Annotated in this window: 22 protein-coding genes; 7 read left to right on the forward strand and 15 right to left on the reverse strand. The window is 71.2% G+C overall.

Translation table 11 applies throughout. From position 1 onward, the window contains the following. Position 1 precedes the first annotated feature (1 nt). The 10 genes from ACIBEJ_RS24290 to ACIBEJ_RS24335 all read right to left on the reverse strand — a co-directional run bounded on the left by ACIBEJ_RS24290 (position 2) and on the right by ACIBEJ_RS24335 (position 11,784). Positions 2-1,606 carry an ABC transporter family substrate-binding protein gene (locus ACIBEJ_RS24290; RefSeq protein WP_397185070.1) on the reverse strand — a complete coding sequence of 535 codons (1,605 nt, stop codon included), beginning with the start codon at positions 1,604-1,606 and terminating at the stop codon, positions 2-4. Beyond that, on the reverse strand, positions 1,599-2,837 hold the full coding sequence (locus ACIBEJ_RS24295) for an amidohydrolase family protein (RefSeq protein WP_397185071.1): 1,239 nt from the start codon (positions 2,835-2,837) through the stop codon (positions 1,599-1,601). The genes ACIBEJ_RS24290 and ACIBEJ_RS24295 overlap by 8 nt, the downstream gene beginning before the upstream one ends. Then, positions 2,834-4,057 (reverse strand): amidohydrolase family protein, encoded by a 1,224-nt coding sequence (locus ACIBEJ_RS24300; protein WP_397185072.1) that lies wholly within the window; start codon positions 4,055-4,057, stop codon positions 2,834-2,836. Before ACIBEJ_RS24300 ends, ACIBEJ_RS24295 begins: the two co-directional genes overlap by 4 nt. Positions 4,058-4,080: 23 nt before the next feature. Continuing rightward, entirely contained in the window at positions 4,081-5,493 is a 1,413-nt protein-coding gene (locus ACIBEJ_RS24305) for an NAD-dependent succinate-semialdehyde dehydrogenase (RefSeq protein WP_397185073.1), read from the reverse strand. After that, a complete protein-coding gene (locus ACIBEJ_RS24310) occupies positions 5,490-6,464 on the reverse strand; it encodes an alpha-ketoacid dehydrogenase subunit beta (RefSeq protein ID WP_397185074.1) in 975 nt (324 codons plus the stop codon). The genes ACIBEJ_RS24305 and ACIBEJ_RS24310 overlap by 4 nt, the downstream gene beginning before the upstream one ends. After that, a complete protein-coding gene (locus tag ACIBEJ_RS24315; RefSeq protein WP_397185075.1) occupies positions 6,452-7,423 on the reverse strand; it encodes a thiamine pyrophosphate-dependent dehydrogenase E1 component subunit alpha in 972 nt (323 codons plus the stop codon). The genes ACIBEJ_RS24310 and ACIBEJ_RS24315 overlap by 13 nt, the downstream gene beginning before the upstream one ends. 34 nt (positions 7,424-7,457) lie before the next feature. Then, entirely contained in the window at positions 7,458-8,705 is a 1,248-nt protein-coding gene (locus ACIBEJ_RS24320) for a M24 family metallopeptidase (protein WP_397185076.1), read from the reverse strand. Beyond that, positions 8,702-9,592 (reverse strand): NAD(P)-dependent oxidoreductase, encoded by an 891-nt coding sequence (locus ACIBEJ_RS24325; RefSeq protein WP_397185077.1) that lies wholly within the window; start codon positions 9,590-9,592, stop codon positions 8,702-8,704. The genes ACIBEJ_RS24320 and ACIBEJ_RS24325 overlap by 4 nt, the downstream gene beginning before the upstream one ends. 147 nt (positions 9,593-9,739) lie before the next feature. Further along, the gene (locus tag ACIBEJ_RS24330; protein ID WP_397185078.1) at positions 9,740-10,750 is read right to left on the reverse strand and encodes an Lrp/AsnC family transcriptional regulator; all 1,011 of its coding nucleotides are present in this window, start codon (positions 10,748-10,750) and stop codon (positions 9,740-9,742) included. A gap of 14 nt (positions 10,751-10,764) precedes the next feature. Continuing rightward, a complete protein-coding gene (locus ACIBEJ_RS24335) occupies positions 10,765-11,784 on the reverse strand; it encodes a LacI family DNA-binding transcriptional regulator (RefSeq protein ID WP_397185079.1) in 1,020 nt (339 codons plus the stop codon). Between the two features lie 45 nt (positions 11,785-11,829). Between ACIBEJ_RS24335 and ACIBEJ_RS24340 the strand changes: the two genes are divergently transcribed. Continuing rightward, the gene (locus tag ACIBEJ_RS24340; RefSeq protein WP_397185080.1) at positions 11,830-12,399 is read left to right on the forward strand and encodes a RidA family protein; all 570 of its coding nucleotides are present in this window, start codon (positions 11,830-11,832) and stop codon (positions 12,397-12,399) included. 106 nt (positions 12,400-12,505) lie between these two features. After that, positions 12,506-13,357, forward strand: a complete 852-nt coding sequence (locus tag ACIBEJ_RS24345) for an amidohydrolase family protein (protein WP_397185081.1) — start codon at positions 12,506-12,508, stop codon at positions 13,355-13,357. Between the two features lie 145 nt (positions 13,358-13,502). Here the strand turns inward: ACIBEJ_RS24345 and ACIBEJ_RS24350 are convergent, their stop codons facing one another. The 3 genes from ACIBEJ_RS24350 to ACIBEJ_RS24360 are packed head-to-tail and all read right to left on the reverse strand — an operon-like array spanning position 13,503 to position 16,725. After that, complete coding sequence (locus ACIBEJ_RS24350; protein WP_397185082.1) at positions 13,503-15,080, reverse strand: CATRA conflict system CASPASE/TPR repeat-associated protein; 1,578 nt, start codon at positions 15,078-15,080, stop codon at positions 13,503-13,505. Then, positions 15,077-15,373 carry a CATRA system-associated protein gene (locus ACIBEJ_RS24355; RefSeq protein WP_397185083.1) on the reverse strand — a complete coding sequence of 99 codons (297 nt, stop codon included), beginning with the start codon at positions 15,371-15,373 and terminating at the stop codon, positions 15,077-15,079. The genes ACIBEJ_RS24350 and ACIBEJ_RS24355 overlap by 4 nt, the downstream gene beginning before the upstream one ends. Before the next feature lie 17 nt (positions 15,374-15,390). Continuing rightward, on the reverse strand, positions 15,391-16,725 hold the full coding sequence (locus tag ACIBEJ_RS24360) for a macro domain-containing protein (protein WP_397185084.1): 1,335 nt from the start codon (positions 16,723-16,725) through the stop codon (positions 15,391-15,393). A 168-nt stretch (positions 16,726-16,893) separates the two neighbouring features. Between ACIBEJ_RS24360 and ACIBEJ_RS24365 the strand changes: the two genes are divergently transcribed. The 5 genes from ACIBEJ_RS24365 to ACIBEJ_RS24385 are packed head-to-tail and all read left to right on the forward strand — an operon-like array spanning position 16,894 to position 22,834. Further along, complete coding sequence (locus tag ACIBEJ_RS24365) at positions 16,894-17,208, forward strand: CATRA system-associated protein (RefSeq protein WP_397185085.1); 315 nt, start codon at positions 16,894-16,896, stop codon at positions 17,206-17,208. Then, positions 17,205-18,590, forward strand: coding sequence for a CATRA conflict system CASPASE/TPR repeat-associated protein (locus ACIBEJ_RS24370; RefSeq protein WP_397185086.1), 1,386 nt, complete (start codon positions 17,205-17,207; stop codon positions 18,588-18,590). Before ACIBEJ_RS24365 ends, ACIBEJ_RS24370 begins: the two co-directional genes overlap by 4 nt. A gap of 10 nt (positions 18,591-18,600) precedes the next feature. Continuing rightward, on the forward strand, positions 18,601-18,891 hold the full coding sequence (locus ACIBEJ_RS24375) for a hypothetical protein (protein WP_397185087.1): 291 nt from the start codon (positions 18,601-18,603) through the stop codon (positions 18,889-18,891). 4 nt (positions 18,892-18,895) lie between these two features. After that, positions 18,896-22,501 (forward strand): CHAT domain-containing protein, encoded by a 3,606-nt coding sequence (locus ACIBEJ_RS24380; RefSeq protein WP_397185088.1) that lies wholly within the window; start codon positions 18,896-18,898, stop codon positions 22,499-22,501. Positions 22,502-22,525: 24 nt separating this feature from the next. Continuing rightward, positions 22,526-22,834 carry a hypothetical protein gene (locus tag ACIBEJ_RS24385; protein ID WP_397185089.1) on the forward strand — a complete coding sequence of 103 codons (309 nt, stop codon included), beginning with the start codon at positions 22,526-22,528 and terminating at the stop codon, positions 22,832-22,834. Here the strand turns inward: ACIBEJ_RS24385 and ACIBEJ_RS24390 are convergent. Both ACIBEJ_RS24390 and ACIBEJ_RS24395 read right to left on the reverse strand, forming a co-directional pair. Beyond that, entirely contained in the window at positions 22,801-23,301 is a 501-nt protein-coding gene (locus tag ACIBEJ_RS24390) for a universal stress protein (protein WP_397185090.1), read from the reverse strand. The genes ACIBEJ_RS24385 and ACIBEJ_RS24390 overlap by 34 nt on opposite strands. Then, positions 23,298-24,716, reverse strand: coding sequence for a tripartite tricarboxylate transporter permease (locus tag ACIBEJ_RS24395; protein ID WP_397185289.1), 1,419 nt, complete (start codon positions 24,714-24,716; stop codon positions 23,298-23,300). The genes ACIBEJ_RS24390 and ACIBEJ_RS24395 overlap by 4 nt, the downstream gene beginning before the upstream one ends. Positions 24,717-24,741 lie beyond the last annotated feature (25 nt).

Genomic DNA, 24,741 nt, shown 5'->3' on the forward strand with positions numbered 1-24,741 from the left:
GTCAGCTCTGCCGCGACCAGGAGCCCGCCGCCGCCAGACGCCACTCCATCAGCGGATGCGGCCGGTAGCCGGCGATCCGGGTGCTGTGGGCGACGACGTCGGGGACGGTGAACAGCGGGAACAGGGAGAGCCGCGCCCACAGCTCCTTGTCGATCGTGTCGGCCGCCGCCTGCCTGGCCGGCTCGTCGACCGCGCCGGTGGCCGCGGCGAAGAGCTCGTCCACGGCGGGGTCGCAGAAGCGCTGGAAGTTGTAGCCGCCCTCGCACGTGTACAGCGCCTCGGACCAGGAGACGGGGAAGGCCGAGCCCGGGTAGCCGAAGGCGAGGGTGTCGTAGTCGCCCGGTATCAGCACCCGTTCGAAGTAGGTGCTGTCCGGCGAGGTGACGATGTCGAGCTTGATGCCGGCGCTCGCCAGCATGTCCTGCAGCAGCACGGCGATCTGCTGCTCCGTCACGCCGCCCGAGGACAGGGCGTGGCGCAGCACGAGGGGCTTGCCCGCCTTGCGGTAGTAGCCGTCGGCGCCGCGCTCGTATCCCGCCTTCTCCAGGACGGCGCGGGCCGCTTCCGCGTCGCCGGCGCCGTACCGGCCGCCGAGGTTGTCGGTGTAGCCGGGCGAGCCGGCCGGATACAGGTGGTGGACGGACTGGAAGGACCGGCCTTCCGCGCCCAGCGTCTTGGCGGTGACCGTCTTGACGTCCAGCGCGAGGGCGACGGCCTTTCGTACGGGCAGCTCCGAGGCGGGCGCGCGGCCGAACTGGAAGGCCAGGAACTGCACCGTCGTCGTGGGCACGAGCTCCGCCCTGACCGAGGGCAGCGCCTTGAGCTGCGTGAGCGCGCTCTGGTCGGGGTCGAGCGTGGCGATGTCCACCTCGCCGCTCGCCATGGCCTGCACCACGGCCTGCGGGTCCTTCACGTAGCGCAGGACGACGGTGTCGGCCTGCGCGCGGCTGCCCTTCCACGCGGCGTTGCGGCTGAAGGTCAGTGTCTGGCCGCGCTGGTGGCCCGAGACGGTGAACGGCCCCGCCGTCGGCGGCGTCGCCGAGATGAGCCCCTCGTTCCAGCTCTTGGGCTCGGCGCCCTGCTTGGCCAGGAAGTGGGCCGGCAGCAGCCGGGCGAACAGCGACTGCCACTCGCCGAACGGCCTGTCCAGCACGACCGTGACCTTCTTGCCCGACTCCGAGCCGGTGACCGAGGTGATGGACTCGTACCCGAGCGCGCTGGTGACCTGGGCGTCCTTCACCCTGCCGCTCATGTGCCGCCACAGGTAGACGAAGTCGTCCGCGCTGATCGGGGCGCCGTCCGACCAGACCGCCTCCGGCTTGATCGTGTAGACGACGGTCAGCGGGTCCTTGTCCGTCACCTCCGCGCCGAGAAGCAGGTCGGTGTTGAGCGCTGGGCTGAGGTCGGGGCCGACGACGAACGGCGAGGGGTAGATGAGGTTGCCGATGGCCAGCCCGATCGCCTCGCCCTGGCTGGGCACGTGCGGGTTGAATCCGCTCCACTGCTGGATGGTGGCGACGGTGACGGTCCCGCCCGAGCCGCGTGCGGGCGGCGTCGCGGCGCAGCCGGTGAGCAGGAGCAGCAGCACGATCAGCGTCCTACTCATGGCGGGGGTTCCTCGCGTGCACGAGCCCGCCGTCCATGTAGACGGCCTCGATGGCGCCCTTGAGGAGCTTGAAGTCGTACGGGTCGCCGTCCACGACGATCAGGTCGGCCCGCTTGCCGACGGCGACCGTGCCCAGCTCGCCGTCGAGGCCGAGCAGCTCGGCGGCCGAGGAGGTGGCGGCGACCAGCGCCTCCGCCGGGGTGAGCCCGGCGATCACCATGGCGGCCAGCTCGTCCAGGTTCTCGCCCGCCGTGTTGCCGAAGTCGGTGCCCATCGCGATGCGGATGCCGGCGTCCCTGGCGCGCTTCAGCTCGGCGAGCGCGCGCCTGGCGGCCGCCACCGTGTCGCGGCCCGGGTCGTTCTGGTGGCCGATGGCCTCACGCTCGCCCTCGGCGGTGGTGAGCTGCGCGCCGGGCAGCTCGTACATCTCCATCGCGACGGTCGGCACCAGCCACGCGCCGCTGGCGCGCATCAGCTCCAGCGCCTCGCCGTCGAAGTAGGCGACGTGCTCGATGGAGCGGGCGCCCGCCCGGACGGCGTCCTTGACCGCGTCGGGCCCGTAGGCGTGCACCGCGACGGGCACGCCCGCCGCCCTGGCCTCCTCGGCGATCGCGGTCAGCTCGGCGACGGTGAAGCGGGTCGTCTCGAAGCGGGCGTTCCCGCTGTGCGTGGCCAGCACCTTGATGAAGTCGGCCCCCATCCGCAGCGACTCGCGCACCACCTTGCGCACGCCGGTCACGCCGTCGGCGACGGAGGAGGGCCGGCCGGGATGCGGCAGGTAGTAGGGATCGACCCAGTGCCCGGAGGGCGTGGCGCCGTCCATGTGCCCGCCGGTCTGCGAGATGGCGGTGATCGAGATCTGCAGGCGCGGGCCCTTGATCAGCCCGTCCTCCAGCGCCCGCTTCACGCCGAGGTCGGCGCCCGCGCAGTCGCGCACGGTGGTGATGCCGCACTCCAGCAGCTGGCCCAGGTTGGTGATGGCGTTGTAGAACTGGAAGGAGAACGGCTCGTTCAGCCGTTCCGCCAGCGTCGGCGCGACGCCGAGCACGTGGACGTGGCAGTCGAACAGGCCGGGCAGCAGCGTGCGGCCCGTCACGTCCACGACCACGTCTCCGGCGAGATCGGGGCCGACCGCCGCGAACCGGCCGCCCTCCACGGCCACGTCGGCCGCGTACGGCGCGTGTCCGGTCCCGTCGAACAGCCGGGCGCCCTTGAAAACGGTGCGGGTCATCGGTTCGTCTCCTTGTCCAGGCCGCCGCGGACGAGCCGGCCGTCCTTGACCACGGCGCGGATGCGCTCCGGCCATCCGGTGAAGTCGTAGGGGTCGCCCTCCAGGACGACGAGGTCCGCGCGCAGCCCGGCGGCGATCCTGCCGACCTCGTCCGCCACGCCGAGCAGCTCGGCCGCCGCCGAGGTGGTGGAGACGATGGTCTGCGCGGCGGACAGGCCCAGCCGGTTCATGTGGCGCAGCTCGTCGAGGAACTCGCCGCCGTGCATGTCGGTGCCCATGGCGATCGGCACGCCCGCGTTCACCGCCATCCGGAACGCCTCGCCGTGCGCCTGCGCGGTCTCCCTGGCGATCGCCAGGTGCTCCGGGCCGACCCGCTCGGCGACGTCCTCGTGTTCGAGCAGCCCGAAGGTGCGTACCAGCGTGGGCACCAGCCAGGTGCCCCGCTCGGCCATCAGGTCGACGGTCTCCTGGTCGAGGAAGGTGCCGTGCTCGATGGAGTCGACGCCCGCCCGCACCGCGTTGGCCGCGCCCTTGGCGCTGTGGGCGTGCGAGGCCACCGGCAGCCCGGCGTTGCGCGCCTCCTCCATGACGGCCGCCAGCTCGTCGTCCCTGAAGTGGGCGGGCAGGTGGTCCTTGCGCGGCCACACGCCGCCGTCCGTCGTGCAGATCTTGATGCAGTCGGCGCCCTCCCTGACCAGGCGGCGCACGACCTGCCTGATCTCCTCCGGGCCGTCGACCACGCCGTGCGGGCGGCCCGGGTGCGGCAGGTAGTACTCGAACGCCGCGACCCCGCTCGGCAGGAAGGCGTCGATGTGGCCGCCCGTGGGGGACAGGGCCTCGATCGCGATGCGGAGCCGGGGCCCGTCAACCACGCCGTCCTCGATGGCCTTCTTGACCCCCGCGTCCGCGCCCGCCAGATCCCTGACCGTGGTGAACCCGCTGCGCAGCAGGTGGTCCAGGATCGGCAGCGCCGCGTAGAACTGGTAGGAGAACGGCGTGCGCAGCCGCTGCTCCAGCGTCGGCGCGCAGCCGACCACGTGCACGTGGCTGTTGATCAGGCCGGGCAGCAGCGTCAGCCCGTGGACGTCGGCCACCTCGTGGCCCTCCAGGCCGAGGCCGACCTCGGCGAACCTGCCGTCCTCCACCGCCACGTCGGCGAGAAAGGGATCGGCGCCGGTGCCGTCGAACACCCTGGCGCCGCGAAAGACCAGCCGCGACATTGTCGTCCTCCTTCGATCTGCGGTCACCATGCGACCGCGATGTACTGGCTCTCGGTGAACTCCAGCAGGCCGTCGTGGCCGCCTTCGCGCCCGATCCCCGATTGCTTGACCCCGCCGAACGGCGCGGCGGGATCGGAGACCAACCCCTGGTTGAGCCCGGCCATCCCGCTCTCCAGCCGTTCGCAGACCCGCAGGCCGTGCGCGAGGTCGCCGGTGTAGACGTAGGAGACGAGCCCGTACTCGGTGTCGTTGGCCATCGCCACCGCCTCGTCAGTGGTCGCGAACGTCACGACCGGCGCGACCGGCCCGAAGATCTCCTCCCCGAGTACGGCGTCGCCCGGCTCCACCCCGGACAGCACGGTCGGCTCGTAGTAGTGGCCGCGCCTGCGGGGGACCCGGCCACCGGTCAGCACGGTCCCCGCCGAGCTCTCGACCAGCGCGGCCACCTTGTCCCTGGTGTCCGCGTTGACCAGCGGCCCCACCTGGCTGTCCGGTGCCAGGCCCGGCCCGAGCCGCAGCTCGGACATCGCCGTGGCCAGCCGCGCGGCGAACTCCTCGGCGACGGGCTCCTGCACCAGGAAGCGGTTGGCCGCCGTGCACGCCTCGCCGCCGTTGCGCATCTTGGCGAGCATCGCGCCCTCCAGCGCGGCGTCGAGGTCGGCGTCGGCGAAGACGATGAAGGGCGCGTTGCCGCCGAGCTCCATCGAGCAGTTCACCACCGTGCGCGCGGCCTGCGCGAGCAGCATGCGGCCCACCTCGGTGGAGCCGGTGAACGACAGCTTGCGCACCCGCGGGTCGTCGAGCATCGCCGAGACCAGCTCCGCCGACCGGCGGGTGGGCAGCACGTTGACCACGCCGTCCGGCACGCCCGCCTCGGCGAGCAGGCCGCCGATCGCCAGGGCGGTCAGCGGGGTCTCCCCGGCCGGTTTGAGCACCACGGCGCAGCCGGCGGCCAGCGCGGGCCCGATCTTCCGCGTGGCCATCGCGGCGGGGAAGTTCCACGGCGTCACCAGCAGGGCGACGCCCACCGCCTTGCGGGTGACCAGGATGCGCCGGCCGCCGCCCGGCGCGGTCTGCATCGTGCCCTGCAGGCGTACGGCCTCCTCGGCGTACCAGCGCAGGAACTCGGCGGCGTAGGCCACCTCGGCCCGCGCGTCCGCGAAGGTCTTGCCGTTCTCCCTGGTGATCAGGGTGGCCAGCGGCTCGATGCGGGAGACCATCAGCTCGTGGGCGCGCCGGAGGATCTCGCCGCGCACCCGCGGCGGGGTGGCCTCCCACGCGGGCTGGGCGGCCTGCGCGAGGGCGACGGCCGCCCGCCCGTCCGCGAGGCCCGCCCCCGCGACCTCGGCGATCGGCTCCTCGGTCGCGGGATCGAACACGGTGAACCGCTCGGCGCCCGCGCGCCACTCGCCGCCGACGAACAGCTCGGTCCTCATGACAGCGCCTTGGCGATCGTGGCCGCGATCCGGTCCGCGGACGGCAGCGCGAGGTCCTCCAGGGTCGCCGCGGACGGCAGCGGCAGGTGCGGTGTGGTGATGCGGACCGGCGGGCCCGCCAGCGCGCCGAACGCCTCCTCCGTGACGATCGAGACGATCTCGGCGCCCCACCCGCACAGGCGCGGGTTCTCCTCCACCGTGAACAGCCGGCCCGTGCGGGCGACCTCGGCCAGCACGGTCGCGGTGTCGAGCGGCACCAGCGAGCGCAGGTCCACCACCGCGCACTCGATGCCCTGCCCGGCCAGCGTCTCGGCGGCGGCCATGGCCCGCGGGACCATGTTGGCCAGCGCGACGATCGTGGCGTCACCGCCGGCGCGCCGCACCCTGGCGGTGCCCAGCGAGTCGAGCAGGTCGCCGTCCGGCACCTCGCCCCTGACCGGGTAGAGCGCCTTGTGCTCGAAGAACAGCACGGGGTCGGGGTCGCGGACCGCGGCGGCCATGAGGCCGACCAGGTCCGCCGGGGTCGACGGCGCCACCACCTTCAGGCCGGGCACCGCCATCGCCCAGTTCTCCACGCTCTGCGAGTGCTGGGCGCCGAACCGCAGCCCGCCGCCGTTGGCCGAGCGGATGACCAGCGGGAAGGAGACCTGCCCGTTGGTCATGTAGCGGCTCTTGGCGATCTCGTTGACGACCAGGTCCCAGCAGACCGCGAAGAAGTCGCTGAACATGATCTCCGCGATCGGCCGCAGCCCCGTCATCGCGGCGCCCATGGCCGCGCCGAGGATGGCCTGCTCGCTGATCGGCGTGTCCCGCACCCGGCGCGGCCCGAACTCCGCGAGCAGCCCCTTCGTCGCCTTGAACACCCCGCCCGCCGCGCCCACGTCCTCGCCGAGGAAGACCACGCTCTCGTCGTGCCGCATCTCCTGGGCGATCGCGCGGGCGGCCGCGTCCCTGTAGGTCAGTTGCGCCATGACACGCCTCCGTCCGCCCACAGCTCGGTGAGCAGCAGGTCCTCTCCTGGTACGGCGGAGCGTTCCGCCCGTTCCGTGGCCTCGTCGACGGCCTGCCGTACGCCGGCCTCGATCTCCTCCAGGTCCGCCTCCGGTACGCCCGCCGCCAGCAGGCGGGCCCGGTAGGCGGGCACCGGGTCGCGGGCCAGCCATTCCTCGACCTCCGCGGCGGGCCGGTAGGCGGCCGGATCGGCCCGCGAGTGGCCGCCGTGGCGGTAGGTGAGCGCCTCCACCAGGCTCGGCCCCTCACCGGCGCGGGCCCTGGCCAGCGCCGTCACGGCCACCTCGTGGACCGCGTCGGCGTCGTTGCCGTCCACGGTCAGCGGCTCCAGGCCGTAGGCGGCCGCCCGGTCCGCGGCGGGGCGCGGCACCGCCGTCACCTCGGCGATCGGCGTGTACTCCATGTAGAGGTTGTTCTCGCAGACGAAGACCACGGGCAGCTTCCAGACGGCGGCCAGGTTGAGCGCCTCGTGGAAGGCGCCGATGTTGGTGGTGCCGTCGCCGAAGAAACAGACGGCCACCTGGCCGCTGTCGCGGTACTGGGCGCTCCAGGCCGCGCCGAGGGCGATCGGCAGATGCGCGCCGATGATCGCGTAGGAGCCCATGACCCCGTGCTCGACGCTGGTCAGGTGCATCGAGCCGCCCTTGCCGGCCATCAGGCCGTCCACGCGGCCGAGCAGTTCGGCCATGACCGCGGCCATCGGCACGCCGCGTGCCAGCGTGTGGGCGTGGCCCCGGTAGGTGGCGAACGTCCAGTCGTCCGGCCGCATCGCCGCGCCGAAGCCGGCGGCGATCGCCTCCTGGCCGATGGACAGGTGGCTGGTCCCCTTCACCAGGCCGCGCAGGAACAGGTCGTAGGCACGTTTCTCGAACAGCCGCATCTCCAGTTGCATGCGGTACAGCCGCCGCCCCGCGTCCATGTCCGCTCCTTTCCGATCAGTAGGTGATGGCGACTCAGTAGGCGTTGGCGACGTAGAGTTCGTCGGCGGGGAAGCGGGTGATCACCTGCGGGCCCTCCGCGGTGACGACGACCTCCTCCTCGATCCGCGCGGCGGAGACGCCGTCGGCGGCCGGGCAGAAGGTCTCCAGGGCGAAGACCATGCCCTCGGCCAGCTCCATCGGATGCCCGGGCGAGGTGAGCCTGCTGATGACCGGGCGCTCGTGCAGCGCCAGCCCCAGCCCGTGGCCGAACTGCAGGCCGAAGCTCTCCATCTCGTTCTCGAAGCCGAACTCCCGCGCGGCGGGCCAGACGGCGGCGATCTGGTCGGTCGTGACCCCCGGCTTGACCAGGTCGATGGCGGCGTCGATCCACTCGCGGGCGCGGGTGTAGGCGTCGCGCTGGGCGGGGGTGGACCTGCCGACCGCGAAGGTCCGGTAGTAGCAGGTGCGGTAGCCGTTGAACGACTGGATGATGTCGAAGTACACCTGGTCGCCCGGGCGGATGAGGCGGTCGGAGAAGTTGTGCGGATGCGGGTTGCAGCGCTCGCCCGAGACGGCGTTGATGGCCTCGACGTCGTCGGAGCCCATCTCGTAGAGCCGCTTGTTCGCCAGCGCGACGATCTCGTTCTCCCGCACGCCCGGCTTGAGCGCCTCCGCTATGTCCTGGTAGACGCCGTCGACCATCGCGGCCGCCGTCGACAGCAGGCTGATCTCGTCCGCCGACTTGATCAGCCGGGCGTCGAGCATGACCTGCTGCCCGTCGCGGACGTCGAGCCCCTGCCGCTGGAGCGCGAACAGCATCGCCGGCTCCACCAGGTCCACGCCGACCGGGGCGCCGGCCACGCCGTGCTCGCGCAGGATCGCCGCGAGCTCGGCGGCGGCGGCCTCCATCAGGCCCGCCTCCGGCGCCACCGCGCCGCGCAGTCCCAGCAGCCCGGCCCGGCAGTCCTGCGGGCGCAGCCAGCTCGCGTGCAGCCGGTGGTGCCTGGCCGCCGAGCCGAAGTCCCACACCATCGGCTCGCCGCTACGCGTCAGCAGCGCGTATCGGGTGAGCTTGTCCCGCGCCCACTCGCCGATCATGGTCGAGGTGAGGTAGCGGATGTTGTTGACGTCGAAGGCCAGCAGCGCGCCGAGCTCCGAGTTCTGGAGGGCCTCGCGCGCCCTGGCCAGGCGGTAGGAGCGCAGCCTGGCGAAGTCCACCCGGTCCTCGAAGTCGACGGCGGTACGGCCGGGCGCGGGGGCGGGGGCGAGCACGCGGTTCACGGGGCTTCTTCCGGCTCGAGAACGAGGCCGGCCGAGCGGGCCACCTCCAGCAGGAGCACGGCGAAGTCCACGGGCCCGGCATGGGCGCCCGCCGAGGCCTGGACGAGCTGGTGGGTCAGCGCGGCCAGCGGCATCGGGACCTCATGCGCGCGTCCCGCCGCCATGCCCAGGTCGAAGTCCTTGCGCAGCAGCTCGGGGGTGAAGGTGGGGGTGAGGTCCAGATTGACGAAGGCCGGGGTCTTGTAGCGGGTGAAGTCGGAGCCGAGGACGGAGCCGTTGACGAACTCCAGGAACGCGGCCCTGCTCGTGCCGCCGCGCTCGGCCAGGACGGTGACCTCGGCCAGCGACTGCGTCACCACCCCGAGCAGCAGGTTGTGGCAGATCTTGACCAGCCTGGCCACGTCGCCCTCGCCGAGGTGGGTGACGGACCTCGCGATGGCCAGCAGGAGCGGCTCGACCTCGTCGTACGCCTCGCGCGGGCCGGAGATCGCCATGCTGGCCTGGCCGGCCGTGACGGCCTTGGCGTTGCCGCTGACCGGGGCGGCCAGCATGTGGATGCCGCAGTCGGCCGCGGCCTGCCGTACCCGCTGGGAGGTCTCGGGGGAGACGGTGGAGCCGTCGACGAGGATCCTCGGCGCGGCGGCGAGCAGGCCGCCGTCGCCGAGCACCACCTCCTCCAGGTCGGCGGAGGCGGAGACCATCGTGAAGACCACGTCGCAGCCGGCCAGGTCGGCGAGTTCGCCGACGACGACCGCGCCCTTGCCGGCCAGCGGCTCCGCCTTGGCCCTGGTGCGGTTCCAGACCCGCACCCGGTGCCCGGCGTCCAGCAGCCGCGAGGCCATCGCGAACCCCATGCGGCCGGTGCCGGCCCAACCTATGCTCGTCACGCGCACCCAGCTCCTCAACGTCATGCGAACGATTGCAGAAATCACCTTCTCAGCTCATCCTGATGAGCTTCACGCAGGCGCGTCCACCATCGGGACGGCAATCGAAGGAAAGCGACATCCGGCGGGCTCAGCCGCCGGATCGCGCCACTAACGCGCCCGTACGGGACGGATACCGGCGAGCGGGCTGCGGTCGCGGCGGATCACTCCGGCGCGCTTGATGGTCCTGGCGATCGGCGTCGCCTCCACGTGCGTGACGGCGGGCAGGCCGCCGACCACCTCGACCATGAACCGGTACAGCGCGCTGATGTCCTGGCAGGCCACCGAGCAGACCAGGTTCGACGGGCCCGTGGTGGCCGCGACGAAGCGGACGGTGGGGTCGGTGACCAGGGCCTGGCCCACCTGTTCGAGCGCCCTCGGCTTGACCGACATCCACACCATGGCCTCGACTTCGAAGCCCAGCAGCGACAGTTCGACGTCGGTGTGGAAGTTGATCGCGCCGTAGCCGGTGAGCAGCCGGAGGCGGCGCCGGGCCGTCGACTCCGAGCAGGACGCGGCGGCGCCGAGTTCGACGTAGCCGGCGCGGCCGTCCTGGGCCAGCGTGCGCATCATGGCCACGTCGTCGGCGGTCAGGGGCCGCTGGCGGGCGGGTTCGTGCGCCTCGCGCTCGGCGTCGAGGGCGGCGAACTGGTCGTCGCTGAGGAAGCGCGGGTACCAGCGGGTGGCGTCGCTGAAGGTGTGCATCATGGTGTGCACGGAGACGTCGGTGAGCTGGTCGAGGCCGGGCAGTTCCTTGAGCAGGAAGGCGTTGCGGCTCTCGCGCGAGCCCGCGTACGTGACGAAGCAGAGGTCCGTGCCGCCGACCAGGATGTCCACCCACAGCGTGTCGGGGCGGCGGGCGATCAGGCCGGCCATGGTGACGATCGAGCCCCGCGCGCACCGGCCGCGGACGATCATCGGCGTGGTGTAGCCGGAGTGGTAGGGGTTGGCCACGCCGACGACGCGGACCACGCCCAGGTCCATCAGCCGCCTGGCGCGGCGGGCCACCGTACGGTCGGACAGCCCGAGCACCTCGCCCAGGCGGCCCCAGGGGACGCGGGCGTCGACGTGGAGGGCCGCCACGATGGCCAGATCGCGTTCGTCGAGGCTGAGGTCCTCCATGGCCCGAATCCTATTTATGGCGAAATATCACTACAAGGTGCTGTTGAGCCCCGGGCGGCCAGTGTGACGGGCAGTGTGACGGCCTTGACCGGGGTGTCCGATCCCTCGATGCGCTCGATCAGCAGGCGCCCCGCCTCGGCGCCCAGTTCGCGGCGCGGCACGGTGACCGTGGTGAGGGGCGGGCTGAGCCGGCCGGCGTACGGCATGTCGTTGAAGCCGACCAGGCTGAGATCGTCCGGGCAGCTCAGGCCGCGCGCCGCCATGGTGTCCAGGCAGCCGAGCGCGAGCAGGTCGTTGCCCGCCATGACCGCGGTGAACCGCTCCCCGCCGTCGAGCAGCGCCGCCAGCGCCGCCGCGCCGTGCCGCTCGCTCCAGCCCGCGCACTCCACGGTCAGCCGGGGGTTCTGCGGGAGACCGTGGTCGGCCATGGCCTGGCGGAAGGCGCGCAGCCGTACCAGGCCGGGGGAGGTTTCGCCGGGGCCGGCGAGGTAGGCGATGCGCCGGTGTCCCAGGCTCGCCAGGTGGGCCACGGACAGGCCGACGCCCTCGGCGTCGTCGGCGAGCACCTTGGGCAAAGCCACACCGTCGATCGCCCGGCTGACCAGGACCAGCGGGGACGTGGTCGCGGCCAGCGCGGCGTCCTCGCGCCAGGCCGTGCAGACGATCAGCCCGTCGACCCGCCGGTCGGCCAGCGCGGTGAGCAGGGTGGCCTGCTTGTCGCGGTCGTCGTCGGTGTTGACCACCAGCACGGTGTAGCCCCGCGCCTCCAGCACCGACTCCGCGCCGCGCACGATCGGCGGGAACAGCGGGTTGGTCAGGTCGGGGATGAGCATGCCGACCGTGTGCGTGCGGCTCGTCCGCAGTGTCCGCGCCGCCGGATTGGGCCGGTAGCCGAGCGCTTTGGCCGCCTGGCGCACCCTGCGCACCGTATCCGGTCGGACCAGGCCGCTCGTCGCCGGGTTCAGCGCCCTGGAGACCGTGGCCGGGTGCACGCCGGCCCGGCGCGCCACGTCCTTCACCGTGACCTTCGTCATCCTCACCCCGTGCAATCGATTGTAGAACCAGGCTACCCTCTCGGCATGACTCCCACGTTCAAAGAGATCGTCCCGGTGCCCGCGCTGGAGGACTCCACGCCCTTCGCCTACTCCCAGTGCGTGAAGGTCGGCCCCACGCTCTACCTGGCCGGGCAGTGCGGCCTCGGCGACGACCACGAGGTCGTCTCGCCCGACTTCGCCGACCAGGCCCGCCGGGCGCTGGACCGGGTCCGCCTCGCGGTCGAGGCGGCCGGTGGCGTGCTCGACGACATCGTGACCATGACCGTCTTCCTGACCGACACCCGGATGGGGCGGGTCTTCACCGGCCTGCGCAAGGAGTACTTCGGCGACCGCTTCCCGGCCAGCGCCCTGGTGGGGGTGTCGTCGCTGATGCCGCTCAACGCCATGATCGAGATCCAGGCGGTCGCGGTGTTGGGCTCGGGCATGCGTGACTCGGGGGCCCGCGACTCGGGGACCCGTGACTCGGGCGGCCGCGACTCGGGGACCCGTGACTCGGGCGGCCGCGACTCGGAGACCCGTGACTCGGAGACCCGTGACTCGGAGACCCGTGACCTGGGCGGCCGTGAGTCGGGCAGGGGCGATCGTGACGCGTGAGTCCGCGGCGTCTGACCCCGTGACGCGTGAGTCCGCGGCGTCTGACCCCGTGACGTGTGAGTCCGCGGCGTCTGAGTCCGTGACACCCGGCTCCGGGGGTGTTGACGTGCACGCTCATCACGTGCCCGGCTCGCTAGGGATCGCCGTCCGGCCCGAGCTGGCGGACGTCGAGGAACGCATGCTCGCGATGGATCGCGCGGGCATCGCCATCCAGGTCCTGTCCCCGTTCGTCAACCTCTCCGCCGACCTGCGGGATCCCGCCACGGCGGTGCCGTACGCGCGGAGGTTCAACGAGGCGATGGCGCAGACCGTGCGCGCCAACCCCCGGCGCTTCCTCGCCCTGGCCACGGTCCCGGCCGACGGCGGCCCGGGCGAACTGGAGTACGCGGTGCGCCAGCTCGGCATGGCGGGCGTCCAGATGGCGGCCTCGCCGAGGGGCCCGGGGCTGGAACACCGCGACACCCTCTGGGCGGCGGCGGAGGAGCTCGGCTGCCTGGTCTTCATCCACCCGACGAGGGGGACCGGCGACGCGCTGCCGTACGGACTGGACAACCTGGTAGGCAACCCGGCCGAGACCACGACCGCGATAGCCCGGATGATCCTCGGAGGCGTCTTCGACCGTTTCCCCGGCCTGCGGGTCTGCGTGGCGCACGGCGGCGGTTTCCTGCCCTGGCAGATCGGACGACTGGAACGGGGCGCAGAGGTGTTCGGCCCCAGGCTGTCCCGCAGCCCCCGCGAAGTCCTGTCGGATCTCTACTTCGACACGATCCTGCACGACCCGGCGACGCTCGCCCACCTGAACCCCGCCCGCTTGCTGCTGGGCACCGACCACCCCTTCGAGATGGGCGACCGGAACCCGCACGCGACCATCGCCGCCATCCCCGGCCTCACCCCCGCCGAACGCGCCGCCATCACCCACCACAACGCCCAAGCCCTGCTCTCACCATTCCTCCCATGAGCATGGAGCCCTGGAGGATTGACGGCCCAGACGTTGATGCTTGCCGGTACGTGTCCAAGGACGTGAGGGCCGTGCTCACCTGAACAGGGGTTCGTCGCGACGGGTCTGCGGCTTGATGAACGGCCTCTCCAGGCCGCTGTCGGTTTCAGGGCGTGCGGGTGTGGGCGTCGAGAGCGTCGAAGCGGGCGGAGGAGAGCCAGTCCTGGCCCACCTGGGAGACGCGGCAACCGGCTCGCTCCAGACGCAGGGCGATCTTGTGGAGGTAGTCGTGGGAGTCGTCGATCCGCACATAGTTGCGGCCGCCGATGTCGGCGATCGGGCGGAGCGTGCCGACCGTGACGATGATCGTGCGGTCGGGGAAGGCGGAAAGGGCCATGCCCAGCTCCAGCAGGACGTTCGGCCGGGGCTGCATGGCGAAACGGGTTTCCGCCTCGTCCTCGCGTGAGGTGTGCAGATCGGGGTGGAGCCGCACGACGTCGTCGGGCGTGAGCAGTACGACGACGGCCTGTGCGCGTTTCACCGCGTGGGCGATGACCTCGCCGAGGAAAGGGGCCGCGCTTCCGGTCTCGGCGACCAGTTGCTCCCATTCGAGCGGCCGCAGATCGAGGGCGCGCAGCAGGTCGAAGACCGCGCGACGGGCCTGGCCGTCGCGCCCGTGCACCACGAAGACGTTGCGGGTGATGTCATCCGAGGGCGCCTCCGGCCGCGTGGCGGTTCCGCTCATGGAGGCGAGGTGCCCGGCCCTGTCGGCGGAGGCGGCGAGGTAGGCGATCTCGTCGTCGAGTCGCGTGAGAAACCACTGGGCGAGGTCCAGGTCGTCGGCGAACGGCCCGCCGGGCGCCAGGAGTTCCGGGCGGGCGACGATCCTGGTCAGGTTGTCCGCGGAGATCGACACGGTGTGGTGGAGTTCGCGCAGGTCGGTGGACATGAGCAACGCGTTGATACGGAGGTGTTCGGCCTGCTGCCCATCCGGCCTGCCCGCTTCGCCGGCCATCGACGCGATGGCGGTCCGCAGGTCCCCGGTGTGGCCGTCGCGCTGCCAGACCCGCAGTTCGTATCGGAGCTTCGCGGCGTGGAGCAGATAGCGGGCCAGGGCGGGGATGGCGGTGTCTCCTCGCGACCAAGCCCAGTCACCGGCGGCGTCGGCCGCCTCAGCGGTGAAGGCGAGGACCAGGCGCCGCTCCTGACGTTCCTCCGGGCTCGCGGACGGTTCCCACACGACCGTGCGGCCGTCCTCGGTGACGCCGTGACTCCAGTCGTACTCGACGCAGAAGGAGGGCGGCAGAAGGTCGGCCAGTTCGGCGCCGGACGGGACGCCGTCGTGTTTGGCGAGGTAGAGGCGGGCCTCGCCGATCATGGGCGCGGTGCGTCCGTAGGCGAGCGCGTTCCAGCGGGCGTCCAGGTCCTTCCAACCTCCGGGGGAGGGTGCGGCCAGCATGACGGATAGGGCGAGCACGTCGTGATGCCGCCGTAGGATCGCCTGGCATTCGGTGTCTCGCCGTTCCTGTACGGCAAGCGCCACCTCCGGCTCGACCCCGCCCAAGGCGGAGAGCGTTTCGGGGAGAGACCGCGGAAGGCCGGTCGCGTCTACGGCGTCGTGCATGCCGAACAGGTCCTGGCACCCCCGCCACAGGTCGCGCAGGGCGCGGAAGGCGGCGTCCGCGTCGGGGCCGTCCGTGGGCGCGAACAAGTGGATCACGAGTTGCTGGTCGAGGATCCTCACTTCTTCTGGCCCTTGAGGGTGTGGATCAGGTGGTCCACCCGCACGCGTAACGGCGGAGGCGCGGGTTTCGCCGGAACGGTGCCCACCTTGGCCCGATGGTTGCCGGCGAGGATCTCGAGCTCCCTGGTCGCCTGCTCGAATTCTTTCAGGTCGCCCGCTTCTTCTGCCAGAACGAGCGCGTCGATGCCCGTCTCTATAACGTTCCAACCGGCCTCGGTCGCCTTCAGACGCGTGACGCGCTCCAGAAGGCTGACGGCCTCGGCCCGAATCTCCGCCGCGTCGGAGGTGTCCATACCGTTCAGACTAGAATTCACCGGCCCGGGACACTATCCGTTTCCCGCATCATCTTTCCCACGCTGAGCATGTTGATCTTTCCGAGCTCCGCCGGCTGAATAACGATGCGCAGTTCTGGACAGAAAGGCCTCGATCGCGAACTCCGCAGGAATGATCGAGTGATCGTGCGGAGCAGTTTCTCGCGTTCAACGCCATCGATTCTGGCCAGGCCGGAACCGAGTAAGGGTAAAGCCACGGGCTTTCGCTGACCGTGCAGATACACGGCCTTCCAGAGCAGGTCGAGCCCGAGTTCGAGCCTATCCAGGCTGGAATCCGCGACGAGGTTGTTGCCCATGTGGCTGTACGCGACGGCGAAGACACAACGTCCCCGTTGATGAAGTACGGCCACGGTCCCCGGGGGATAGCGGGTGAGCTTGCCGCGCCGTTTGGCCGAGCGGGTCTCGACGCCTTCCGGGGTGACATGGCGCAGGGCCGTCTTCAGCTCGCGGTCGAGCCTGGCACGGTCGTCGTCGTACAGCCGATGCAGTAGCTGGCCCTGCACGCTCTGTCTGCTGATGATCAGGTCATGATCGGTGGCGGTGTCGAAGGTGTCGGTGAACCCGACCACGAGGTGCGCGTCGTCCTGTGCGAACAGGTCGCCGCGCGCGATGACGAGCGAGGCGCCCGATCCGGCGAGGTCCTGGCGCAGCACCTCGCCGCCGGAACCACCCTGCAGCCTGCCCCGCAACTCGCTGAGAACGCCGCTGAGCTCGCTGTTTCCCGGTGAGTCCTGCGACAGTTCCTCCCCGACCCGCAGCGCCCGGTCGGCGAGTCCGAGGTGGACGTAGGCGTCCATCATCTGCCAGCGCGCCGCATGGCGCAGCGTGACTAGACGGCTCACCACAGGAGCCGCGAAAGAGCGGTCCGCGACGTCGAAGAGCGGCCGCCCGCGCCACAGGTCGATCGCCCGGGTGAGCAGTTCCAGCGAGGTCGCAGGTACGGCCTGCCCGGCTCGCCTGACCAGATCCTGGAACTGCAGGATGTCGACCCGCTCGTGATCCAGCACCAGCCGGTATGCCGAGACCCGCCCGCGTTCCGTCCGCAGGATCCTGGAACTCTCGCCAGGCCGCCCGGGATCGAGAATGCGCCGCAATTCGAGAATGCGTTTCTGGACGCAGACCCGATCTTCGCGCTGAACCCTGGGTCCCCGCGCCGCCCAGACGTCGTGGAAAATCTCCTCAACGGTCACCGGTTCGTTGTCGGCGATCACCAGGCGGGCCAGAACCGCGGCCGTGGTCGGCCGCGGCCTGATCTGCTGCGCGCCGATCTCGACTCTCGCGTTGCCGAACAGTCTCACGTACGGCAGGGCCATATCGCCTCCCGCAAAGGCAAGCGACGGAAGCGGACCGGAAGCAGTACGGAAGCGGTCGGGCGCTGTCCGTGGAAGCGGAATCCGGTGTCTGCTTCAGCCGATGACATTCGTTCCAGTAACAAGGCCGTTAAATGCGAAACCGTGATTCTAATACCCGGGCTGCTCATCGTGGGTGACGAAGCAATCACAGTCGAACTCCGGATCCAAGCGCTGAGGCTCCTGGACGCCGTTCTGACATGGCGGCTCTCCCGGTCGGGCTGGGACCGGGTGGACCGTTCCCTCGTGGCGATGACCAAGGCGTGGCAGGTCGGCTCGGCGGTGGACTTCGCCACCGCCACGGACGAGCTGATGCTGTCGGCGGCTTCGCGCCGCGTCCGGACCACGCCCTCCGAACTCCCCGAGCAGGCTCCGGAGCCGATTCGTGATCGAGTCGCCACCCTGCGGACCTGGCTGAGCGACGCGAAGCCGGAGGAGGAGACGTGAGCGCCGCCGCCGAGCGGATCCTGATCGTCCACACCTTCGCTCCTGTGGCCGCCGACGCCTACCAGGGTCTTCGCGAAGCCTGGCAGGCTCTGTGCGGAGAATTCGTCCCGATCGAGGGAGTCGGCCCCTGTGACCTGCCGGTCGCCGTGGCGGATCTGCCCACCTCCGGGCTGGTTGCGGTGCGACTCGATCCGCCCACGAACGATCAGGCGTTCGTTCACCGTCGCCATGACGCGTTGTTCCTGTCCGTGGCGCTGGCCGTACGCGATGACTGGGACAGGGCCGAGCACCGCTGGTCCACGGCCGCAGGCGACGTCGAGGCGTGGACACTGGGCGAGGTCCGCCTGTTCGTGTCCTACGAGAGCACGGCATCCGTGGTCACCTTGCAGGAGGAGGCCGACGACGCGCCCGACGGACGGAGGCTGCGGCGCATCCGCGTCACCGCGCCGAACGAGGGCGACCTGCCGAAGCGGACGGAAGGCTGGGTCTGGCAGGAGAGCCGCGCAGCGCCCGCGCCTCTCACGCGTTACCTCGCCCAAGCCGCCAAGATCAGGCACCAGTTGCGGGTCTACGAACGCGCGGGAAGCAATCTGGAGGTTTCCGCCGTGGTCGACGCCGCACTGGCCGCGCTGGACGCGAGGACGTCCACTCCCGGCGACCTGACCGCTTGGCACAGCCGCCTGCTGGCACTCACGTCCGGGGCCAACGGCCTGGTCGAGCGGATCATCGGCCGCCAGGAGATGCGCCACACCGTCCGCATCACGGTCGCGAACATGGAGTGGGAGATCGCGCGGATAGGGCGACACGGGTCTTCCCGCCTGTTCGCCGACGATCTCGCCCTGGCCCACTGGTTCGCCGACCTGCTCGGCGACACGATCACGTATCTGGAGCTCAACCGGGACCGCGTACGGGACGCCCTCACCACGCTGACCGTCCAGGCCGAGATCGCAACGCAGGAGGCGCGGGAACTTTCCCAGGCACGGGAAGCGGCGTCGCAGCGACGCCGGGACCACGTCAACCTGCTCCAGGGCGCGATGATCGGCGCTGTTCTCATGACGCTGGCCGCGATCCAGTCCTTCGAGTACAAGGTGGGCCTCAACCGCGCCGCTATCGGGCCGCTCATCGCCGTGCTCAGCGCGCTGGCACTGTGGCTCGCGACGCTGGTGCTGGTGCTGTCGGCACCAGACGGCAGGGGCTGGCGGTCCCTGCTCGGCGCGGTGTCCGCCGGACTGCTCGCGGCGGCAGGCGCCTGGCTGGTCGCCACGCTGCTGGCCGGTGGGCCGACCGCACCCCTGCTGACCACGGTCGTCGTGGCGCCGGCCTTCGGTCTGGGCCTCACGATCATGTACCGCCTCACCCGATCCCTTGCCCGCAGTACCTGAGGAGGCCACGATGCAGGGCGGATTCCCGGAGAGATTCTTCACCAGCGTGGTCGCGTTTCTCCGCGCGAGCACGTGGGACGACACCCGTCAGGTCCTCGAGGCCCACAGGGAGGAACTGCTCTGCCCTCCCGCGGCGGAAATGCTCTCCATCTATGCGCAGAGCGAGGAGTTCGCCGAGTGGATCTATCCGGGCATGCCGAGGGCCAGGCGGGAGCGGCTCCTGAAGTCACAGGTGATCCTGCTTGCCCGATGCCGGATGGTGGGCGTCGACCGTGCGTTCGACGAGATCCAAGGGGGCTGACACGATGAGCGCCGACCTGGAGCCCCTGCGCCCGGCCTTCACGATGAGAGCGCAGGAGGCGCTCGACGAGGCGGCTCGCCGATGCGGCGGCCGGCCGATGGACACGCGTGCGCTTCTTACGGCCCTTATGCTGCTGGACACCGCGGCCGACTGGCAGCGCCTGGCACTGGACTTCGGCGGGATCGACAAGGTGAGCGCCGCGTCGGTCGCCGATCCCGCGCCTGCGGCCGGTGGCCGGTGGGCCGGGGTTCTCGTGACGGCGACCTGCGCGACGGCGATCAGGGCGGCGGTCGTCTTGGGCGAAGGCTCCGGCATGCGGCCGGTCCCGCCGGGGGCGCTGGCTCTGTGCCTGATGGGGGAGCCGGACACCGCCGCTGCTCTGGCCCTGACCCAGGGCGCCTCCACGACCTATGCGGAACTGCTCGAACTGGCGCAGGAAACGCTGCTCGGAGGCGCCTGGGCGGATGTCCGCGCGGTTCTCGCCGAGAGCTTCGCACGGGCGGCCGGAGACGCGGAACCTACGCCCCGCACCCCACGGAAGGACGAGCAGGCCGACCGGGCGGGTCTGCTGGCGTCACTGGCCTCCCGCCTGGAAGCCGCGTCATCGGGCGCGCGGACTCCACGGGTCCTCGATCGGGAGGCGGTGGTGGAGGCCCGGCGGCTCGCCAAGCTTGTAGGGGGGCGATACAGCTGCGACGCCGAAGCCGCCATGGTGCTGTCCATGATCCACATGCAGCGCTACCGCATGCTGCCCGACGAGGATGACGCCTGGGACCACGACCAGGCGATGATGTGGCTGCGGGTGATCCGCCGTGTCGACGCGTCGCTGCTGCCTCCCCCTCTGGCCGCGATGCTGGAGCCGGCGGAGGGTGACGTGGATCTCGCGCTGCTGAACGTCACCGCGGCAGGACTCGCCGCCCGGTTCGAGGCGAGCGGGGACGAAGCCGCCCTCGACGAAGCGATCAGGCTGTGGCAGTACGGCCTGGACACGCTGCCGTGCGACAGAACCGGCCCACGGGCCGGATTCCTGAGCAACCTGTGTGGCGCCCTCGCCGCCCGGGCCGATGATCGCAACGACCTCGCCGACGCCGATGAGGCGGTGCTCGCCGGGCGCCAGGCCCTGTCCATCCCGCCACCGGACCACGCGGAGTACTCCACCGTCTCAGCCCATCTCGGAGTCGCTCTTCAGCACAGGTTCATCCTCGGCGGCGATCCCGAAGACCTCGCCGAGTCGCTCAGCCATGGCAGGGAGGCCGTGGCCGAGCGGTTCCGGTCGCACGAGGCCAGGCCCAGGTTCCTCGGGAACCTCGCCAACAGTCTGCGGGTGAGCTACCAGAGCTCTGGACTTCTCGCCGATCTCGACGAGGCGATCTCATGCTCCCGTGACGCCGAGGCGCTCGAGGAGGACGAGGAGCGAAGGCTCGTCGCCCTCACCAATCTGGCCGGCATGTTGCGGGCGCGCTTCGAACGGGTCTGGCTCCGTCACGACATCGACGAGGCGGTCCACCTCGGGCGCAGAGCCTCGGCGCTGACGCCGCAGGGCCATCCGTCGCTGGCCGGCCGCCTCCTCAATCTGAGCACGTCACTGCAGACCCGCTCGTCCCTCGGCTCCGCCACCATGGGCGACTGTCTCAGTGACGCCGACGAGGCCGCCGAGGCGGCGCGGAGGGCCGTCGCCGCCACTCAGGAGCGTCACCCTCTGTGGGTGATGTGCTCGGCGCACCTCTTCGTCGCCCTCTACTCCCGGATCATGATCAAGGACTTTCTCGGGAGGTCCGTTCCCGGGGAACGGGAACGAGACCTCTCCGATGTGATCGAGGCGTCGTACGCGGCCATCCGAGCCCTACCCGAGGAACACCAGGCTCTGCCCGGATACCTGAACAATCTCGGACTCGCGCTGCGCGGGCGGGGTCACCCCGGGGACCTGGAGGAGGCGGTCCGGCTCGCCGGAAGGAGCGTCGAGAAGACGGCGGCCGACCACTACGACAGGGCAGCACACCTGGCCAACCTGGCCAACGCGCACGCGGACGTCTACCTGGCGACCGGACGGCAGGAGGATCTCCAGGCGGCTTACGCGAACTGGCGGATGGCGGCCACGGCCAAGGTCGGGCCCGCCGCGCCCCGGCTCGCCGCCGCGATCAGCTGGGGTCGTCGCGCGGCGAGCGAGAACGACCCGGTCAACGCCGCCACGGGCTTCGCGGCGGCGGTGGAACTACTTCCCCTCGTGGCCTGGCGCGGGCTGGAACGCTCGGCTCAGGAGCAGCAGTTGGCGCTCTGGGACGGCGTCGCCTGCGACGCCGCCGCGTGGGCCATCCGCGACGGCCGGCCGCGCCGTGCGGTGGAGCTTCTCGAACAGGGCCGCTCGGTTCTCTGGGCGCAGAAGCTGCATACCCGCACCGACCTGTCCGACCTGTGCGCGGCCGATCCTGAACTCGGCACGGCGCTGGACGCGGTGAGAAACGCGCTCGACGCCTCTGGCTCGCGCCTGGGTGTCACGACCGTTCCCGAGTCCGCGGAACGCACGGCGATGGCGGCACGTCGCCTCACGGAACAGTGGGAGTCCCTGGTCGAGCAGGTGCACGACAAGCCGGGCTTCGAGAACTTCCTGCGGGCGCGGCCGTTCGAGAAGCTGCGTGAGGCCGCCGCGCGTGGCGTCGTCGTGATGGTGAACACCAGCACCTACGGCTGCGACGCGCTGGTCATCGACCAGGAGACGGTGCGGGTCGTTCCGCTGCCGGAACTGCGGCATGACGACATCGTCCGGCAGGCCACCGACCTGCACGCGGCGATCGCCAAGCGCGACGACGAAGGTCCAGCCCCGATCGACCGGCTGCTGACGCACATCCTCGACCGGCTCGCCACCAGCGTGGTCCGTCCGGTGCTCGACCACCTGGGCCCAGGCCCCCAGCGGGTCTGGTGGTGCCCGACCGGGGCGCTCGCCCTGCTTCCCCTGCACGCCGCCGCGCCCGATCACGTGATCTCGTCCTACACGGCCACCGTCGGCGCGCTGATCGCGTCGCCCGCCCCGGAGCGTGACGGGAAGCGGATCCTCGTGGTGGGCGTTCCGGAGACCCCAGGTGAGCATCCCCTGGACGTCGAGGAGGAGATCAAGCGGATCGGCAAGCACCAGACGCCCGTGACCATGCTGCAGGAGGACGCTACGCGTGCCCAGGTGAGTGCGGCATTGGCAGCGCACCCGTGGGTGCATTTCATCTGCCACGGCACCCAGGACGTCACCGATCCGGCGAAGGGCGCGATCACCTTGCACGACGGCCCTCTGCCGGTCCTGGACATCGCCGAACTCCGCCTGACCGGCGCGGACTTCGTATACCTGTCCGCCTGCCACACCTTCGTCGGCGGGCTCAGGCTGCCCGACGAGGCCATCCACCTCGCCGCGGCGTTCCAACTCGCCGGATACCGCCACGTCATCGCGACCCTGTGGACGATCAACGACTGGCTCGCGCCGATGATGGCCGACTGGGTCTACCAGGAGATCGATCACTCCTCCGACAGGGCCGCCGAAGCCCTCCACGCCGCGGTCGCGAAACTGCGCGCCCGCCAGCCCACGCACCCACACGTATGGGCTCCCTACGTCCACGTGGGGCCTTGATCCACCAGCGAAAGGGGCACGATCATGCCATGGGTAGGCCACTACCTGTCGATAGAGGGCGGGCTGCAGAAGGTCTACGTCGTCTGTTCCTGCGGGTGGAGCCGGCGAGCGCGGGGCGAGGACCCGCACTCGACCTGGCGGGCTCACCTGATCAGGGAGCGGGCGGCGTTCCGGCACAGCGCCGACGACGTCATCTACGACTTCGACGACAATCTCGGGCTCATGCGTGTGATGTGCCTGTGCGGCTGGCAGGCCACCGATCCGGATTCGAGGATGGCCGCGGAAAGGTGGGACGCCCACTACCGGCAGGCATCGGCTCGCGAAGGCTGGTGACTCGACGACGAGTGGTCTCCAGCGGCTTCGACGGCCGCTGGAGCTCCCTTTCCCAGGTGTTCGAGCGGCGCCGGCGAGCGGGTGACGGTCAGCACCGGGCAGGACGCCTCAAGCAAAACGCGCTGCGCGGTGGCGCCCATCGTGGGCGGGCCGGTGGCCGTACGGCGGCGCAGACCGATGACGATCACCGAGGCCGGCAGCGAAGCGGCCAGGTCCACGAGTTCGCGGGCCGCGTCGCCCGCCACGCCCAGCAGCAACCTGACCTCGTGCTCCACCCCGGAATCGGCCAGCACCCGGGCCACCCGGTCGATGTCGCCCTCGGTCGCCAGCCGCGCCCCCGCCGCAGCGCGGCCGCGTGAGGCGTTGACCACGACCAGGGGCTCGGCGCGCCGCAAGGACTCGGCGATTCCGGTCCACAGGGCGGCCTCGCCCTCGGCCGAGGGGATGTATCCGACGAGCACTGTCATGCCGGCCTCCGGAGGCGGGTGAGCAGCGGCCAGAGGAGGATGACCGCGATCACCGCGTAGATGGTGTACGAGACGGGGCCGCCCAGCAGCCCGGACAGGTCCCCGCCGGACAACTGCAGCGAGCGCCGGCCCTGGAGTTCGGCGCGCGGCCCGAGGATGACGCCGACGATCAGCGGCAGCACCGGGAACCCGAAGCGGCGCATGCCCAGGCCGATCAGCCCGAGCAGCAACAGCAGCACCAGGTCGAACGGCTGCGCGTTCACGGCATAGGCGCCCATGGAGGCGAAGAACAGGATGCCCGCATACAGGAACGGCCGTGGGATGCGCAGCAGCCTGGCCCAGGCGGGCGCGAGCGGCAGGTTGAGCACGAGCAGCATCAGGTTGCCGACGAAGAGGCTGGCGATGAGGGTCCAGACAAGCACCGGTTCGCGCTCGAACAGCAGCGGCCCCGGCTGGATGCCGTAGGACTCGAACGCGGCCAGCATCACCGCCGAGACCGCCGTGGTCGGCAGCCCGATGGCCAGCATGGGCACGAGCGTGCCCGCGGCCGAGGCGTTGTTGGCCGCCTCCGGCCCAGCCACTCCCTCGATCGCCCCGGAGCCGAACTCCTCCGGCCTTCTGGCCAGGCGTTTCTCCGTGACGTACGAGAGGAAGGCGGGGATCTCCGCGCCGCCCGCGGGCAGCGCGCCGAACGGGAAGCCGAGCGCGGTGCCGCGCAGCCACGGCCGCCAGGAGCGGCGCCAGTCGTCGCGGCCGAGCCAGGGACGACCGACGGGGATCACCGGCGGGGGACTGCGGCGCAGGTGGGCGGCCACCCACAGGGCCTCGCCGACCGCGAAGATCCCGACGGCGACCACCACGACGTCGATGCCGTCGGCGAGTTGCGGGATGCCCAGCGTGAGGCGTTGCTGGCCGGTGACGCGGTCGATGCCGATCGTCCCGATGACCAGGCCGGCCAGCAGGGAGGCGAAGCCGCGTACGCGGGAGGCGCCGAGGACGGTGGCGACGGCGGCGAAGGCGAGCAGCATGATCGCGAAGTGGTCGGGCGCGCCGAGGCTGACGGCGAAGCTCACCACGAGCGGCGCGACGAGCACCAGCAGGAGCGTGGCGATGGTGCCCGCGACGAACGAGCCGATCGCCGCGCTCGCCAGCGCCTGGGCGGCCCGGCCCGCCTTCGCCATCTTGTTGCCCTCGATGGCGGTGACGACCGAGGCCGACTCGCCCGGCGTGTTGAGGAGGATGGAGGTGGTGGAGCCGCCATACATGCCGCCGTAGAAGATCCCGGCGAACAGGATGAACGCCTGCGCCGGCTCCAGGCCGTAGGTGAGGGGCAGCAGGAGCGCGACGGTCATCGCGGGGCCGATACCGGGTAGGACGCCGACGGCCGTGCCCGCGACGACCCCGATGAGCGCCATGAGCAGGTTGCCCGGCGTCAGGACG

Origin of the sequence: Nonomuraea sp. NPDC050790, assembly GCF_044456745.1 — a bacterium.
In the GTDB taxonomy this organism is placed as follows: Bacteria; Actinomycetota; Actinomycetes; order Streptosporangiales; family Streptosporangiaceae; genus Nonomuraea.

Coding starts and splice junctions, on each gene's coding strand:
- ACIBEJ_RS24340 (WP_397185080.1), top strand. CDS start 11,830: ATGACTCCCACGTTCAAAGAGATCGTCCCGGTGCCCGCGCTGGAGGAC.
- ACIBEJ_RS24300 (WP_397185072.1), bottom strand. CDS start 4,057: ATGTCGCGGCTGGTCTTTCGCGGCGCCAGGGTGTTCGACGGCACCGGC.
- ACIBEJ_RS24385 (WP_397185089.1), top strand. CDS start 22,526: ATGCCATGGGTAGGCCACTACCTGTCGATAGAGGGCGGGCTGCAGAAG.
- ACIBEJ_RS24335 (WP_397185079.1), bottom strand. CDS start 11,784: ATGACGAAGGTCACGGTGAAGGACGTGGCGCGCCGGGCCGGCGTGCAC.
- ACIBEJ_RS24375 (WP_397185087.1), top strand. CDS start 18,601: ATGCAGGGCGGATTCCCGGAGAGATTCTTCACCAGCGTGGTCGCGTTT.
- ACIBEJ_RS24315 (WP_397185075.1), bottom strand. CDS start 7,423: ATGGACGCGGGGCGGCGGCTGTACCGCATGCAACTGGAGATGCGGCTG.
- ACIBEJ_RS24355 (WP_397185083.1), bottom strand. CDS start 15,373: ATGGACACCTCCGACGCGGCGGAGATTCGGGCCGAGGCCGTCAGCCTT.
- ACIBEJ_RS24330 (WP_397185078.1), bottom strand. CDS start 10,750: ATGGAGGACCTCAGCCTCGACGAACGCGATCTGGCCATCGTGGCGGCC.
- ACIBEJ_RS24360 (WP_397185084.1), bottom strand. CDS start 16,725: ATGGCCCTGCCGTACGTGAGACTGTTCGGCAACGCGAGAGTCGAGATC.
- ACIBEJ_RS24390 (WP_397185090.1), bottom strand. CDS start 23,301: ATGACAGTGCTCGTCGGATACATCCCCTCGGCCGAGGGCGAGGCCGCC.
- ACIBEJ_RS24295 (WP_397185071.1), bottom strand. CDS start 2,837: ATGACCCGCACCGTTTTCAAGGGCGCCCGGCTGTTCGACGGGACCGGA.
- ACIBEJ_RS24305 (WP_397185073.1), bottom strand. CDS start 5,493: ATGAGGACCGAGCTGTTCGTCGGCGGCGAGTGGCGCGCGGGCGCCGAG.
- ACIBEJ_RS24310 (WP_397185074.1), bottom strand. CDS start 6,464: ATGGCGCAACTGACCTACAGGGACGCGGCCGCCCGCGCGATCGCCCAG.
- ACIBEJ_RS24395 (WP_397185289.1), bottom strand. CDS start 24,716: ATGGCGCTCATCGGGGTCGTCGCGGGCACGGCCGTCGGCGTCCTACCC.
- ACIBEJ_RS24290 (WP_397185070.1), bottom strand. CDS start 1,606: ATGAGTAGGACGCTGATCGTGCTGCTGCTCCTGCTCACCGGCTGCGCC.
- ACIBEJ_RS24380 (WP_397185088.1), top strand. CDS start 18,896: ATGAGCGCCGACCTGGAGCCCCTGCGCCCGGCCTTCACGATGAGAGCG.